The 15,993-nt window shown below is 48.1% G+C and carries 10 protein-coding genes; 2 read left to right on the top strand and 8 right to left on the bottom strand.

The features are described 5' to 3' along the window. Positions 1-9 precede the first annotated feature (9 nt). The 5 genes from GJR95_RS33880 to GJR95_RS33860 form a co-directional block, all read right to left on the bottom strand. Complete coding sequence (locus GJR95_RS33880) at positions 10-2,322, bottom strand: GH92 family glycosyl hydrolase (RefSeq protein ID WP_162390068.1); 2,313 nt, start codon at positions 2,320-2,322, stop codon at positions 10-12. 100 nt (positions 2,323-2,422) lie between these two features. Beyond that, positions 2,423-3,862, bottom strand: a complete 1,440-nt coding sequence (locus tag GJR95_RS33875) for a RagB/SusD family nutrient uptake outer membrane protein (RefSeq protein WP_162390067.1) — start codon at positions 3,860-3,862, stop codon at positions 2,423-2,425. 32 nt (positions 3,863-3,894) lie between these two features. After that, a complete protein-coding gene (locus tag GJR95_RS33870) occupies positions 3,895-7,383 on the bottom strand; it encodes a SusC/RagA family TonB-linked outer membrane protein (protein ID WP_162390066.1) in 3,489 nt (1,162 codons plus the stop codon). A 20-nt stretch (positions 7,384-7,403) separates the two neighbouring features. Beyond that, entirely contained in the window at positions 7,404-8,423 is a 1,020-nt protein-coding gene (locus tag GJR95_RS33865) for a FecR family protein (protein ID WP_162390065.1), read from the bottom strand. A gap of 73 nt (positions 8,424-8,496) precedes the next feature. Beyond that, positions 8,497-9,201 (bottom strand): RNA polymerase sigma-70 factor, encoded by a 705-nt coding sequence (locus GJR95_RS33860; protein WP_162390064.1) that lies wholly within the window; start codon positions 9,199-9,201, stop codon positions 8,497-8,499. A gap of 1,103 nt (positions 9,202-10,304) precedes the next feature. Here GJR95_RS33860 and GJR95_RS33855 point away from each other — a divergent pair. Together GJR95_RS33855 and GJR95_RS33850 are read left to right on the top strand one after the other, a co-directional pair. Further along, positions 10,305-11,372 carry a lipase family protein gene (locus GJR95_RS33855; protein WP_162390063.1) on the top strand — a complete coding sequence of 356 codons (1,068 nt, stop codon included), beginning with the start codon at positions 10,305-10,307 and terminating at the stop codon, positions 11,370-11,372. Between the two features lie 22 nt (positions 11,373-11,394). After that, positions 11,395-12,891: a hypothetical protein gene (locus GJR95_RS33850; protein WP_162390062.1), complete on the top strand. Its 1,497-nt coding sequence runs from the start codon at positions 11,395-11,397 to the stop codon at positions 12,889-12,891. A 71-nt stretch (positions 12,892-12,962) separates the two neighbouring features. Here the strand turns inward: GJR95_RS33850 and GJR95_RS33845 are convergent, their stop codons facing one another. The 3 genes from GJR95_RS33845 to GJR95_RS33835 all read right to left on the bottom strand — a co-directional run. Further along, positions 12,963-13,433, bottom strand: a complete 471-nt coding sequence (locus GJR95_RS33845; RefSeq protein WP_162390061.1) for a hypothetical protein — start codon at positions 13,431-13,433, stop codon at positions 12,963-12,965. Between the two features lie 130 nt (positions 13,434-13,563). Then, a complete protein-coding gene (locus GJR95_RS33840; protein ID WP_162390060.1) occupies positions 13,564-14,250 on the bottom strand; it encodes an aspartyl/asparaginyl beta-hydroxylase domain-containing protein in 687 nt (228 codons plus the stop codon). A 66-nt stretch (positions 14,251-14,316) separates the two neighbouring features. Further along, positions 14,317-15,993, bottom strand: a 1,677-nt coding sequence (locus GJR95_RS33835) for a putative Ig domain-containing protein (RefSeq protein ID WP_232540951.1), incomplete at its 5' end; no start/stop codon positions are given.

Raw genomic sequence — 15,993 nt, 5'->3', positions numbered from 1 at the left:
CTAAAAGAACTAGTAGGTTATATCCCACTTTTTATCGGTTTTCTCGCCCATTTCCAGCACCAGCGTACCGCCATTCATCAGCTCCTGATGCGAAAAGGACAACGAGGTCAGGGGTTTGCCGTTCATACTCGCCGACTGAATGTATTTGTTGATTCGGGACGAATTATGGGCAATCAGGGTAAATTTTTTGCCATTGGGTAAATCGATCGTCACCTTACTAAACAGGGGGCTGGTGATGCTGTAACGGGGAATGCCGGGTGTGGTGGGGTAGAATCCCATAGCCGAGAAGACCACGAAGGAAGACATCGAACCACCATCTTCATCACCCGGCACCCCGAAGATGTTATCCTGGAACCAGGTGTCGAGCAGGAGCCGGGTGTATTTCTGGGTTTTCCAGGGCGCATTCGTGTAATTAAACAGGTAGGGGATAAAGAAGGTGACCTGATTGCCCATCGCAAACTGACCGATCATGCCCGTCTGATCAGGAAATTTATCCCAGAATACGTACTTGGGCCGGTCCAGCCCTTCGCGGAAAAGCTGATCGAGGTTTTGCTCCAGTTTATCAGCACCGCCCATCAGTTCCGTAAATCCTTTGATATCCTGCTGAACGTTCCATCGGTAACTCCAGCCATTATTCTCATTGTAATAGTCGTTACCAGCATGCCCGCCATCGAATTTTGGGTCGATCTCAATCCAATCCCCTTTCGCATCTTTTGGGATAAAAAAGCCGGATTTGGCATGCCAGAGATTCTTATAGTTTTGCGCTCTTGGCGCATAGCGTTTATAAACGTCCTGATTGCCCAGTTCCTTGGCCAGTTCACTCAACGCCCAACTGTCGTAGCTGTTTCCGAGGGTAACGGCAACGGCCGATCGTCGCTGACCATTACCGCGTAGTTTCGCCACCGAATCGGTTTCGGCTTCGCCGGGACGTAGCGCCGGATAGTAGCCTTTCGCATAATAAAAATCGTCCAGCGCTCCTTTGGGGTCATTCCGATGCGGAAGCATCGTTCGTTTTTCAGCGCTTTTCAGCATGCCTTCCAGGGCCGTATTCGAATCGAAATTTCGGATTCCTTTCCGGTAGGCATCCAGAAACATGACCGATGATTTGAAGCCGAACATGCCCGCACGATCGCCATAAAATTTTGGGTACTCAGGTATCCAGCCACTTTGCTGGTACATGTTTACGTAGGACTGTAAAATATCGGCTTCCCGTTTGGGGTCGAGAATGGTTCGCAGGGGGTGCAAAGCCAGATAGTTGCCCCAGGTATAATCATCGGTGTAAAACGGCCGCTGGTCGTCATGCACCTTTTTGTCGTAGCCGCTGTAATATTTCCCATCTTCCGAGATGTCGACCAGGCGGGCGTAGCACCGGTAGAGAGCCGTGTAAAAGCTACGTTTCTGGGCTTCGGTGCCGCCTTCTACCTTGATCTGGCCGATGGTTTTTTCCCAGGCTGCTTTGCCTTTGGCCTTTAGCTGATCGAAACTAATGGAGGTGAGTTCTTTCTCGAAATTCTTTTTGGCCTGCTCCGGACTGACAAACGAAATGGCGTAGCGAAACTCTACCACCGGGTTATCCTGTTCGCCATAGCTGAACCACGCGCGTTCGCCTTCTACTTTTTTGTGTTTTTCCGGAATGCCTAAGACGGTATAACGCCCCCAATCTTTTTCGCCCTGTTTTTTGCCGCTTTCAGGCTTGCCCGAAATTTTTCCATACAAGTACGCAATACCTTTCTGCTGGTGATTCGCATCATTGACAAACTCCTGGCCAACCAGTGCATTGCCCTCCTGTAGTTCATATTGCCCATTTTTGTAATAGTGCGACAGCAGAATATTTTTTTTGACGCCAGCCGGGAAAGTAAACCGATAGATCCCCGATCGTTCTCCGGGCGCGAATTCCGTCAGGATATTGTCGTCAGTCAATCGTACCGAATAATACCAGGGCTGAACTGTTTCAAAGTCATGGTCGTAGGTCAGGCGCCGATACCAGCCCGTGTCGGCTAAAGCCCCGGCGAAGGGTTTGATCCCGAAAATGACCTGGGGTGTAATAATATTTAGAGATGACATCGGAAAGTCGGTAATCTGCATATCCAGATGATCCTGACGCTTGGGAAACATCCTGATCATTTGATTGGGCAGATGAACAACTGGCCGGTTGGTGTTATATAAAGGAGCTACATTGCCAATGGTTGGGTCGATGTAGTTTAGGCCCGTTGCTGAGCCAGCCGGACTGGAATTCTTTTTTTGCTGAGAATAGCCAATTTGCATTCCTGCAAGCGAAAGAAGGGCCGACAGGATCAATAGGATACCGATTTTTATTTTCATAATTGAGAGCGGAAATACAGCAACAAACTGGGCCATCTGTTTGCTGGATAATCAGACCATTCGCAGCCTGATTATCCAGCAAAGAATAATAAGAAATTTATTAATTATACCCCGGATTCTGTGGTAATACGGTGGGGTTATTGATGATCTGTATTTCAACCAGCGGAATAGGAAACAGCGCCATATACGGTTTCAGACCCAGGGGTTGCATCACACTAACCAAACGATCTGTTCTGGCCAGATCAAACCACCTGACACCTTCCATAGAGAGCTCCCAGATGCGTTCGTCATAGATTTTGGTCCGCAGTTGATCCTTGGACAGGGCCGTAAATTTGGGCATGTTGGCGCGGGTGCGTACCTGATTCAGATACGTAAGAGCAGCATCTGTTTTGCCATTTTCATTTAAGGCTTCGGCATACATCAACAGAACATCGGCATAGCGAATGACTTTCCAGTTTACTTTGCTATCGTTCAGTGAGTTTGTAATGGCCAAATACTTTTTGGTGAATGTCGCAATCTGTAAAAAGCCCTGGAAAACGCCATTGTTGTCCGTGTACCCTTTGGCTACGGTAATGTCCCGTCGGGGGTCGGCCGGATCGAATGAATCGAACAACGCAAGGGTAGGCGTATTCTGTTCGCCCGCTCCGCCTTTTATGCCATAAAATGTTTCCGCTAATGAATTGGCCGATTTCGGTAAAAACTTATTGGAAAAACCACTGCCTGCACCCAGATTACCATCCTGATATTCAATGTCGAAGATGTATTCGGCATGGTGCTCATCTTTTGTATAGTCGAACAGGTCTTTGTAATTGGGGAGGAGCGAATAACCCAGCGTTGTTACTTCCTGGAGTTTAGCTTCGGCTTTTACAAAATCCTTACGGGTCATGTACACCCGGCCCAGTATGGCTTTGGCGGCCCCTTTGGTAGCTCGTCCAACGTCGACACCGGTATATTTTGCTGGTAGCTTTGCCTCGGCATCGAGTAAATCCTTGATGATTACCTCATCATAGATCTTATCGGCCTTCTCGCGTATTTTCGTGTAACCCTCCTCAATAGTTGTTGGCTTTGTATTCAGAGGGACATCGCCGAATATGCGCACCAGATCAAAATAAGCAAACGCGCGTAAAAATTTAGCTTCGGCAATGTGTCGGTCTTTGTTGGTCACAACGGCCGGATCAGCCGCAGCTATTTTATCTAAAATGAGATTGGCCCGACTGATGGCGCTGTAATAATTCCGCCAGGTAGATATCATTAAGGCCGCATCACTATTCATGTTAAACTTATCCACGGATACCAGAAACGCATCATTTCCAAGCGCATGCCACGAATCATCGGCACGCAAATCACCAAATATCCAGAAATCCTGATATTGGTTTCGCAGCATGCTATAAATACCGACTACCGCATCCTGAAAATCTTTATCCGTTTTATAGACGGCGTCAACACTAACGGTGGATATGGGATTTAATTCAATAAAATCCTTTTGGCACGACATGGTGAGAAAGGATGCCAAGGTTAGTATGAAGGCTATTTTTTTCATCTTTTTTGAGTTTTTTTATTTGTTGCCTTACATTAAAATCCCACATTTAAACCGATGATGATGCTTTTGGGCAATGGATAATCATTGGCTTCTACACCTGGTGTCAAAGGGTTATCCGTCGTGCTGACATCCGGATTAAACGCCGTGTTTTTGGTGAAAATAAATGGGTTCGATGCGTTCACATAAACACGGAGTGAACCAAGCCCAATCTTTTGCACAATGTTGCCCGGTAATACGTAAGCCAGTGATATGTTGTTGATGCGGAGGTAAGAACCTGTATCGAGAAATAACTGGCTTGGCAGGCGAACACCACCCGTAGGGGTATCATTAGGGCGGGGTGTTACGCCGTCGCCGGGGTCCTGTTCCGATTTCCAGTAGTTATTGCTAAATGCGTACCCTCTTACGCGGGCCCGGCCGCTGTTTCCACCCCCCCTTGAGGTGTTATAGACCTGGCTTCCCTGCGACCCCTGTAGCGTGACACTGAGGCTGATATTTTTATAGCTAACCCGGTTCGTCATGCCGTAATAGAAATCCGGATAGGGGGACCCCATTATTGTTTTATCCGCATTGGTAATGATGCCATCACCATTGATATCGACGAACCGTATATCGCCAACATGCGAGCGGTCACTTCCGGTAGGATTGTAAATTGGACCCTTATCCAGTTCGGCCTGGGTCTTAAAAATGCCATTGGTCAGCCATCCATAAAACATACCGATCGGTTGTCCGATCTGGGTAACGTTATTGCCCGAGTAAATCGGATCACCCTGTGGTCCTAACTTCACTACCTTATTCCGATACGTAGACAGGTTAAAGTCAGTTGACCACTTAATTTGTTTGTCAACATTGACGGTACTTAAGACAAACTCCCAGCCCGTATTTTTCACTTCACCGATATTCTGTAATGCCGTACTAAAACCGGTATTATTGGGAATATTTACGTTCAGTAATAAATCCGTATTCCTCGATTGGAAATGGTCTATTGATGCGCTGATTCGGTTGTTAAAGAAACTTGCATCGACGCCAAAATTAATGGAGGTCTGTTTTTCCCAGGTTAAGTTGGGGTTGCCAATTCGACCGGGTGCAATGGCGGTTGCTACTGCGTTACCTAACCCATAATTTTCGTACGTAATGGTTCCGTATTGATCATAATTGCCAATGTTATTATTACCTGTTTCGCCGTAACTCGTTCGTAGTTTCAGTTCGCTGATACCGCGTATATTTTTCAGGAAATTTTCGTCCGAAATACGCCAGGCTAACGCTACAGATGGGAATAGACCGTATTTATTTTCAGTCCCAAAACGAGATGATCCATCCGTCCGAATGGATGTTGTTACGTAATATTTGCTGTTGTAATTGTAGTTTACCCGTGCCAGATACGACAGCAACGACCACTCATAAATAGTGGATGTTCCGTTCGTTATCAGACCGCCAACCGCACTTAATGTAGGCACTAAATTATTCGGGAATTTATTGCTGCTGATCAGATTGGATTCCCCCCGTTCTTTCTGAACAGTATAGCCAGCCAATGCAGATATGGAATGCTTATTGATGCTTTTGCTGTAATTCAATGTATACTCAGTCAGCCAGTTCGTAATCAGAGACGCATTATCCGTACCCAACGCCAGTTCATTGGCAAAATAAGGACGTTGCGGTCTGAAGTACATTCCCTTGCCACTTAACAGGCTGCCGCCAATCAGGACGTTGAATTTCAGGTCATTAAGGATTTGGTATTCGAGTCCGATATTCCCCAGCAGGCGCAATCCTTTTTGGGAGGTGATGGTTTCCTGAGCTACGGCTAACGGGTTATAAATGTCGGCCATGTCGGCCAGACCAGCATAATTAAAATAGTTGCCATTGGCGTCTAACAATGGACGAAAGTTGTGAACCTGTAATGTAGAAGCTACTATTCCCAGCGTACTGGCCGTACCACCACTGACACCAGTAGATGGGAGTGAACGCTGATCTGTATACGATGGATTGAAGTTTAATTTCAACGAAAACCGTTTTGACAACTGAGCGTCAATGTTGGTTCGTAAGGAATACCGTTTGAAACCGCTATTAATAATAATGCCATCCTGATTGAAATATTCGCCACTGACGGCATAGCGTATATTCTCGGAACCTCCCGTAGCTGATAATTGAATCTGGCGTTGGGGCGCGGTAATCAATACTTTGTCCAGCGAATTTTCATCGGTCTTATTCCGACCTTCCAGAACATCCATAATAATGGCCGGTACTGGCGTAAACCATGAAGTTGCTGGTCCGGTTACATCCTTACCTGCATCCAGATTTTTATTGCGCATGCCATCATAGAAGAAATTTGCCTGTTCTATCGAATTCTTCATGATGGGTACTTTGGATACCTTTTGCCAGCCGTAGTAGGTATCGAGCGTAACGGTTGCTTTGCCCGATTTTCCCCGCTTGGTATTAATGATAACGACCCCATTTGATCCCCGCGATCCATAAATGGCCGTGGCGGAAGCATCTTTCAAAATATCCAGTGTTTCAATATCATTTGGATTCAGGGTTTGAATGTTATCGGTCGGAAATCCATCGACAACATACAGAGGCCCGGCCCCAGCCGAAATACTGCCGATACCGCGCACTCTGATTTGTGGGGCTGCACCGGGTTCACCCGAAACGGCTTTAACCTGAACCCCGGCAACGCGACCGGCCAACCCTTGTTCAATACGGGTAACACCCAAGTCTTTTACTTCTTTACTGCTGATGACACCAACTGAACCAGTCAGGTCTTTTTTCTTGACAGTTCCGTATCCCACAACGACAATCTCATCGAGGGTTTTATTATCGGTTTTTAGAGCAACATCGACCGTGGTGCGATTTCCCACATTAACTTCCTGAGGCAGGTAGCCAACAAAACTAAAGATCAGAATGGCTGATTCATTCGGCACATCCATTTTATAGCGACCGTCTGCATCGGTAGTCGTTCCTTTTTGAGTACCTTTTACAACAATACTTACCCCAGGTAAATTCTCCCCTTTTTCATCGGTTACTGTGCCCTGAATGGCAATATCCAGCACTTTCTCTTTGTCGAGCGACAAGTCGGAGCCACGATTCTGTAACAATTGTTGATTATCTGGCTCATTATCACCTCTATGAGGCAGAACAGTTGAGATAACAGGCATCAGCCCGGTGCTGGCCTGTATTCTTTCCGCTGATTCTTTAACGACAACGACATAGCCGCCATTCTTTACTTTTTTGTAAAGCAGCCCCAATGGTTTCAGGATCGCATTAAGATTCTGCTCAATGTTCGCATTGAAGTTAATAACATCTCCATCCACGGTCAGCCCTTCTACGTTCCGGTCCAGGAACAGAATGTCGACAGAATAGTGATCCTGTAACTTTTTCAGAACATCTTTCAGCTTTTTGGCGGATGTTTTGAGTGAGCCTTCTTTTACGTGTATTGGCTGGACGCTGGCTATTAGTTGCGAAAATCCAGGGCGTACTCCTCCCAGCACCACTCCAACCAGGAGTAGCACGCGTACAATTTTCTTCATAGTTTGTAGTAGGTTTTGGGTTAATGAGCTTGGGTTATGATAATCGTATCACCTTGCTGTCGATAACTCAGATTGGACGCACTCGCCAGGGTCTCCATCAACTCGGCGGCACTGTAGGCCGTGAAAGCCCCCGAAATCGTCCACTGCGTCAACGCTTTATCCGGGATCTGAACCTGGATGCCATAATTGCTGGCAAACAAACCGCTAATCTCGGCTAACGTAGTTCCATCAAAGACAAACCGATGCTCCTTCCAGGAGGTATAGTCCTGAGGTTTAGGGGTTTGTCGGAGGCTGATATGGCCTTTCTGATCGAAGGTGACCAGATTGCCGGGCTTCATGGTCAATTGTTTGCTGGTCGTTCCTTCCTGATACTTCAGCTGGACTTTGCCTTTGTTGAGCACCACCTTGGTACCCTGCTCGCGGGTATTGACCAGAAACTGAGTACCCAGCACCAGTACCTCGAAATTTTTATTGGTCTGGACCACAAAGGGTTGATCGTCAACCAGGTGTTTGATGTCGAAATCGGCCTCGCCCACTAAAGCCACATGACGGGTTTTACGGCCGAAGCCAAATCGGGGTACGCGTAAGGAGGAGTTGGCATTGAGCGTGACGTGGCTGCCATCGTCGAGGGTCAGGCTACGGGTTTCCCCGAAGGCGGTTCTGTGGGTGGCAAACAGGAGTGTATCTTTAAAGAGAAGCCCGCCCAGCAGGAGGAGTACCGCGCTAACAGATGCGGCTATCATCCAGCGAAGCCAGGTAGGATTTAACCGACGCGTTGTGGCTGTATCTTTTGCTAGTAGTTGAGTCGTATCTGTCTGAGCTACAGGTTGAGTCGCCATCCGTTGCCGATGCCGTTTGAAGGCGGCATTGGCGTCTGCCATAAATTGCGGATTCTGGCTTTCCCAACTAGCCAGGCACTCGAAAAAGAATTCCCGATTACTTTCCTCTCTAGCCCACTCGTCAATAGCCTGTTTTTGCAAAGCCGTTGCCCGGCCGGCAAAGTAGTTGAAGAGCGTTTCTTTCGATACCTGATTTTTCATGTTGAGATCGTTAGTAGCATCATGACGATTTTATAAGAAAAAATACTTAGTCATGTCGCTAAAAAATAGGTATTCAGCTCAAAAACTGGACGATTAGATATAAAGTGAGTAACCATTTGTCTTTTAAGGTGCTCTGAATCTGGCGCATAGCCTGATAAATATGGGCTTCGATGGTGCGAAGCGACAGATGCAGCTCATCGGCAATCTCCTGGTATTTCTTCCCTTCAAAGCGGTGCATCACATAAATCTGACGCCGTTTGAGAGGCATGGCATTGATGGCATTCTCCACATCGTGGTACAACTCTTCATACTGGGTAATCGAGTCGGGACTTTGGGTGATGTGGGCGGCAATCGAGTCGGCTTTATCGAGCGAGGTGGTGTGGCGCATCTCAGCCCGAACGTGATCGAAGGCCCGGTTTCGCACGGCAGTAAATAAGTAGGCGCGGTAGGAAGTGGTAATGGATTGATACCGAAGATCGGCGTGAAACTCGTAGAAGATATCCGAAACGATATCTTCGGCGATGGCTTTGGAGGAGACATACCGAATGGCATGGCTGCACAACAGGGCATAATACTGGCGGAACAGGAGGCTAATGCCCGCATCCGCATTCTGTTCAAAGGTTTTCCGAAGAAACAATTCGTTGTCCCATCGTGCCTGCTGGTCAGGGTTATGGCCAGTTTCTTCTAGAGCCAAACCGGATGGTTGTTCTGCTGATTGATGCTGAGTTAGTTGCCAGATTTGTCCCATCTCTATTGGTGAATGAAGCCGATCGTTCATTTCTGTACCGTCGCTTGGTAAAAAACACGGAGTTGTCTATTTCCGAGAGCGGTATTTATTACTTAGAGACTGTAAAGAACACAAAAACACTTAGTCTTTTTTTAATTATTTTTTTGAAAAATTGAACTATAATCTGGCTACTATAAAAATAGAGTTGTTGTGGCATAAGAACGATACCTCTCAAACAATTTAATTCGCTTTCTAACGAGTGGTGAAGCCGGTAAACCTCTCACTATTCAGTTGATAGATACGAATTTCTGAAAATTTTATCTGTTTTTTTCTTGTAGGTGTAATTAAGGTTAAGCCTTGTTATGGCAACTTCATATGTTGCCCAACTTTTAGTTAAATGCAGGCCAAAATAGACAGTTTTGCACAAGATTAAAGATTCATTTTATTGACTTGAAATTGTTTATGAGATATTTATATTGAAAATTAAATATTAACCGTTTAATTAATTTGTTCACTAAAAAGATGCCATTTCTGGATAAAATACCATTAAATAGTTGCTTAGTACTTTAGCTTATTCTACTTTTACTACACTTCGTTTCTACAGGAATTAAATCGGCAAGTGAGATTAGTAAGCGGTGAAAATAGTCAGGAAACGAAGTGCCTACCCCACATTAGTTCATTCACTAACACGCCCTGTTCGCCATGCCTTCACCTGCTTACAAGCCCGATCATCCGGCCCCATTGATGAATTAACGAATTGCCATCTGGTGATTCTTCGCGACAAGTCATTGACTTGCCTGCCCACTGGTTCGTATCAATCTGCGTTTACTACTGGTGTCTATTTTGACAGCCAGGGCTCTTGGCTCCCCTTTAAGCACATAATTTCACTTCTGGTCGTCTGGTAGCTTGACCAGGTATGAACATCGGTTGTTCAGAATATTCCCCTACAGATAACTCGACCGCCTTTTTGGGTACAGCGATACCCGATCCCAATTTTCTGATAAGCTGGTTCCTGCCTATGGGTTATTTCGATGCCCAGAATTTGTCGTTTTGCTTGATTATCAGGCGTCTATGGGGCGATCGAGCCGTATTCGCACTGCTCGTGCACATGCTCTTACAAATTAACCATCTATTCATCTAACCACAACTTCCTTATGTCAACGACGTCCTCTTTTGCAACAGGGTACAATCTGGCCGAAGCCCAATTGACTATGACCCTTTCTACGCTGGCCTACATCGACGAGAATCCGTTACCAACCGATACAACGCCCGCTATTCAGGCTGCCCGGATGCGAACTGATATCAACGCTGCTTTACAGAATTCGGCTTATTCCGACTGGCAGGTTGCCTGGGGGCCTGGTTTGAATGATGACCGGAGCAATATGCTGTATGTGGCAAATAATGCAACGACCAGTCAGTATGCCGTTGTGATTCGTGGAACGGCCTGGACGTTTGTTCTGGACTGGATTGAAGACCTTACGGCCGTTCTTGCGTTGGTGCCTTTTGCCCCTGCCAACAATATTGACGTTCAGATTGCCTGGGGTACCTATTGGGGATTGACCCAGCTAACCTCCGTAACGGGCGTCGATCCATCCAATCAGCAAACAGATGTGCTAACGTTTCTGAAACAGGCCGCTTCTCAGTCCGATATTTACGTTACGGGGCATAGCCTGGGTGGTTGTCTGGCTTCCGTATTGGCTCCAACTCTGGCTTCATCGACGGGGTTGGGTAGTGCCGACAATCTGAAAGTATACACATTTGCTGCGCCTTCTGCCGGGAATAACTCGTTTGCTACCTACTATAATAGTCTGTTTACAGACAATGCAGGAATCAGTACGGCATACCGGGTATACGATGACCTTGATGTCGTACCGAATGCATGGGCATCGCTTTCAACTATTGAAACGTATTACCCGCCGTTTGTTAACTGCCCGCCCGATATTCAATCGACCATTAACTGGGCACAGAGTCAGATTAGTGGTAAAAACTACACGCAGGTTGGTACGGATGCCCAGCAAAGTGTAATAAAACTGGCAGGTCAGATCCTGTTTGGTCCCGCAACAGCGGGGGCTACTCTCAGCCCGATTGACGATGTTTTATTCGGGCTGGAGGCACTCTGGCAACACGGAGGAGCTAACTACCTGAACCTGTTGAGTGCTACCCAGTTATCGGCTACGACGGCAAAACTCAGAAGTTTTGCCTTACTCCAATCGGTAGTCTAAGCGGCTTGTAAACACAAACGTCATGAAAAAAATAGTGTTAACAGGTCTGGTTGTATCGGTGGGTTTGCTACTGTTGCAATGCGGTCAATCCGCAAAGCAGGAAACGAAAGAAGAGGGGACAGCTAATGCGACTATGGCATCTGCCGAAATGCCCGGTGTACCGATCAAGCCCGTTTCTTTGCCAGATCCTGGCATTCCCGGCTTCAAATTTCCGGAAGCAGAAACCGTCGTCGACAAGTGGATTGATGGGAATGAGTTGAAAAATATCTACGTACATGGCTGGGGCATTTGGACTGCCCTGAACATGAACTCTGGCGAGACCTATAACGGTGAAAATTTACGGGTCTTCGAAACCTGGCTCACGCCCGACGATATAACCCAGGCGATTAAAGGCCGGGAAGTGAATAAATCGCTCCAATTGGCGAACATGAAACGAACACGCGGCCGATTGCATGTACCTAATCAGCTTATACATGCCAAAAAACACAGACGGCTACAGACGAACGCTCAGATCCCTACGACAGAAGCAGATCGCATTCTGGCTTTTGTGAAATACGATCCATCGGCGGCTGAGTTTACCATCAAAAACACGCTGTATGATTCTACAACGCTGCAAACCATGCTGAATAATGGTCAGACCGACGTTCCGGATTTTCCGAACACCTCCATTACGACCAAGCCTGTTTTTCAGATCATTACGCAGGATAGTTTGAAAAATGGCTATTACAAGCTTAAAGTTTGGAGTGGTCCGCCTAAAACACCGATACCCTATGGCCCCGATCAGTGGCCGGGTTATGTCTATATTGACTTATCGAATCGGGGTAAAGGCGATGGAAGCATCGACAGGGATGGAAAAGGCCCAACTCCGCAGACGACTTACAATGTCAGCGATTTTGTTCATTTCAATCTTGACAAGGAAACGGCCCGCCAGTTAAGTGAAGATTTTAATCTTAAATCGGCCAGGGAGGGCGATGTTGCTATTTTACTGGCGATGCACGTAACCTCAAGAGAAACAAAGCGCTGGACCTGGCAAACGTTCTGGTGGGCTCCCAATGCTGATAAGCCTCCACTGCCCAGTTCCAGTGCCATTGCCGACAGCCGACCAAAACAACTCATAGGCCCTGCCCGTCATTACGCAATGGCCATTGCCTACACGTTTATAAATCCGAACCAGCCGCTAGTAGGCGGTAACAATATAGGCACATCGATCTATGCGTATAACCCGTATCTGGAAGCAGGATTCGATGAGTCTACATTTTTCCGGGAAGCGAAGGTTATGACCAATGGTAAACTGGTTGTCAATAATGTAGGGGTTCAGACAAACTGCATGAGTTGCCACGCTTTAGCCGCCTTTTTTTCTGGCGAGGGGAGCCAGGAGGACGATTACATCGCCGATACCTACCTGTCAATGAAAGACCCTTATTTTACGGGTAAACTTAAAGTCGATTTTTTATGGTCGATCCGCGACAACGTTGGCAATCTGCTTCCCGCTAAGAAAGAAAAAGTTGCCCAGAAGTAGCTAGAGCCGGTTGGTGAGTGTGTTATAGATGGTGTGCCGTTCGTTTGGCATATCATCTGTAACACATATGCCTATTGCCTTAGCCAATAGATCATTGTGGGAAATGAGCTTTCCGCTGTCATTCCCATCCAAACCAGCAAGGGCAAACCAACATAGTTTCTGTTGCTGAACATATCGATTAGCCACTGACTTTGCCCGTTGTAACCTTCGGGGTGGAACACAACGTCGTAGGGCAATCCTAGTTTATGACAGGCCGCAAAGGTCCAGAGTAATACGGCCAGTTCGTCGCCCTGTTTGTCCGGGCGTTCATGCGTGATGTTGTTATGGAGCAGATAGCGCTCGGCTGGAAGGGTTACCGCGATGTGACCGGCTTCATGCAGCACATCGCCGGGCGAGATCAGTTGCAGGGGAGAAACGTTCAGGGTTCCATGATCAATCAGAATACCCGGCAAAAAAGTCGATTCCGTGATCGTAGTCTCGACGACATCAAGTCCTATCTCATGCAGAAAATCGTAAATCCGGCTCAGGTGCGGATCATTCATTCGCTAAAAGGCTGAAAATGTGAGAACTAGATTTTCATTTTTGCAAGGTTAACGCTTTACGCTCATGGCCTACTCTGGTAAACCAGCTCGAAAGATTGGTCGGTTCGATTGGTTACCATACCTGATAGGGTTAGTCCGGTTCAGTAGACAGTTGATCGATTAACTTTCGGGCGGTTTCCGTATTCTGACGGTTCAGTTCGGCAATGATCCGCTGCTTCATGGCAGGTGACGGTTGATGACTGCGCTGTTCTTCCGAAAAGTCATATCCGGCTTCTTCAAACAATTCGTCCGACCACGCGTTTCGCCGACAATCCAGCACCAGATGCACACGATCGCAGCGACCATCATTAAGAACGCTGTGGAGAAGGTCGAAGTTAGCATACCAGCATTCACCCGCAGCCATTGGCAATACCGTTCCATCGACCCGAAACGCAACATCATTACCCGTTTCGATGGGAATGTGAATCCGGAAAAATCCATATTCATAGCTGGTTTGCGAATCCCGGTGTTCATGAATACGGCTTCCGGGAGCCAGCGCTAAGAGTCGAACCGATACTTTCGGGCAGTCAAAAAGATCCAGAATGTACTGAAAATAAGGGCAGTCTTGCATCAACGGCGTATCGAGATAGGCACCGGGGTGAGCCCGAATATCTGTTTCGGCTCCCGATGCTGATCGTAAGGCTATACTACTCCATTGCCCGGAATAATCAGTTTTATTGAAATGTTGAGGCCATTCAACCGTTCGACATGCTTCCAGATCAGCGACCAAACGCGTTAGGTCGAACGCGAATGGTAAGCGAAAAAAACGATTTTTCATACGGAAATGAGTTATCCGTCATGGGATCCATTTCTGGTAAATGGGTCCCATGACGGATTGAAAGGCTTACTGTTTAATAAGTTTAATAATTGCCGATTGAGTCGGTGTACTGACACGCAACAGTAATAGCCCGTTCGATTGCTCCCGAAGCTTCATGCTGTGCTGCTCCACGGGTAATTGTCCCTGTGTCAGCTGTTCCGTGATTACCTGTCCACCCGCATCCGTAACGCATAGCCTCAGAGATTGATTTTGTGCGCCACGCACTTCCAGTCGTAGTGTTTCGCCATACACTGGATTGCCTAATACGGTCACCGTCAATGGCTCGGCTGCTTCTGCCGTTCCCCGACGGGCACCTGTATTACAGGCAGCCAGCCAGTTATAGGCAAAGCCCACTTCACCGGGTGTTCCGGTCTGCACGGCTCGCAGATTGATAACCGGATTGTCGGTGAAGAGCGTGAGCGTGTAGGGCCCCGGATTGGTGGTTGTCGCTAGCTCATTGACCACCGAGAAGGAGATAGGCTGTCCCGAGAGGCCGCTGTATTGCGGGGTAAAGCTCACCTGCCGCTGCCCTGTGGTGACCGTCACACAAGTCACCGTGGTTACCGCCGTGATGGCGAAAGGACTGGTTGGAGGTGGTTGGGTAGCATCGCAGGCAGCCAGCCAGTTATAGGCAAAGCCCACTTCACCGGGTGTTCCGGTTTGCACTGCTCGTAGGTTGATAACCGGATTGTCGGTATAGAGGGTGAGCGTGTAGGGTCCCGGATTAGTGGTTGCCGCTAGTTCATTGACCACCGAGAAGGAGATAGGCTGTCCCGAGAGGCCGCTGTATTGCGGGGTAAAGCTCACCTGCCGCTGCCCTGTGGTGACCGTCACACAAGTCACCGTGGTTACTGCTGTGATGGCGAAAGGACTGGTCGGAGGTGGTTGGGTAGCATCGCAGGCAGCCAGCCAGTTATAGCCAAAGCCCACTTCACCGGGTGTTCCGGTTTGCACTGCTCGTAGGTTGATAACCGGATTGTCGGTGTAGAGGGTGAGCGTGTAGGGCCCCGGATTAGTGGTTGCCGCTAGTTCATTGACCACCGAGAAGGAGATAGGCTGTCCCGAGAGGCCGCTATATTGCGGGGTAAAGCTCACCTGCCGCTGCCCTGTGGTGACCGTCACACAAGTCACCGTGGTTACCGCAGTGATGGCGAAAGGTGTATTCACAATCGGGGCGGGACTGACGGTGAGCACCAGGGTTGTGGTGGCCGTTAATGAACCCGGATCAGTGGCTTTCACGGTGATGGTGAAAGGCGATCCGACCGTAGTGGAGGGCGTGCCTGAGATGGTAGCCGGAGCGGTGAAGCTCAATCCAGCGGGCAGACTACTGACCGACAGGGTTAGACTGGCAGGTGTCTCCGAATCGGTGAAGGTGTTGGCTGGGATGAGATAGCTGAACCCACTGCCCACCGTGGCCGACTGGGGCGGGATAGCATTAGCCACCGTAGGGGCGGTATTCACGATAGGAGCAGGGCTGACGGTGAGCACCAGGGTTGTGGTGGCCGTTAATGAACCCGGATCGGTGACTTTCACGGTGATGGTGAAAGGCGATCCGACGGTAGTGGAGGGCGTTCCCGAGATGGTAGCCGGAGCGGTGAAGCTCAATCCAGCGGGCAGACTACTGACCGACAGGGTTAGACTGGCAGGTGTCTCCGAATCGGTGAAGGTGTTGGCTGGGATGAGATAGCTGAACCCACTGCCCAC

This window comes from Spirosoma endbachense, from assembly GCF_010233585.1.
Taxonomy (GTDB): domain Bacteria; phylum Bacteroidota; class Bacteroidia; order Cytophagales; family Spirosomataceae; genus Spirosoma; species Spirosoma endbachense.
The sequence above is the reverse complement of the archived record's forward strand: the minus strand, read 5'-3'. Positions and strand labels throughout refer to the sequence as shown.

Bases quoted from the DNA above. Each gene is read 5' to 3' on its own strand.
- GJR95_RS33860 (WP_162390064.1), bottom strand. From the start codon at position 9,201: ATGAACGATCGGCTTCATTCACCAATAGAGATGGGACAAATCTGGCAA.
- GJR95_RS33840 (WP_162390060.1), bottom strand. From the start codon at position 14,250: ATGAAAAATCGTTTTTTTCGCTTACCATTCGCGTTCGACCTAACGCGT.
- GJR95_RS33870 (WP_162390066.1), bottom strand. From the start codon at position 7,383: ATGAAGAAAATTGTACGCGTGCTACTCCTGGTTGGAGTGGTGCTGGGA.
- GJR95_RS33855 (WP_162390063.1), top strand. From the start codon at position 10,305: ATGTCAACGACGTCCTCTTTTGCAACAGGGTACAATCTGGCCGAAGCC.
- GJR95_RS33875 (WP_162390067.1), bottom strand. From the start codon at position 3,862: ATGAAAAAAATAGCCTTCATACTAACCTTGGCATCCTTTCTCACCATG.
- GJR95_RS33880 (WP_162390068.1), bottom strand. From the start codon at position 2,322: ATGAAAATAAAAATCGGTATCCTATTGATCCTGTCGGCCCTTCTTTCG.
- GJR95_RS33865 (WP_162390065.1), bottom strand. From the start codon at position 8,423: ATGAAAAATCAGGTATCGAAAGAAACGCTCTTCAACTACTTTGCCGGC.
- GJR95_RS33850 (WP_162390062.1), top strand. From the start codon at position 11,395: ATGAAAAAAATAGTGTTAACAGGTCTGGTTGTATCGGTGGGTTTGCTA.
- GJR95_RS33845 (WP_162390061.1), bottom strand. From the start codon at position 13,433: ATGAATGATCCGCACCTGAGCCGGATTTACGATTTTCTGCATGAGATA.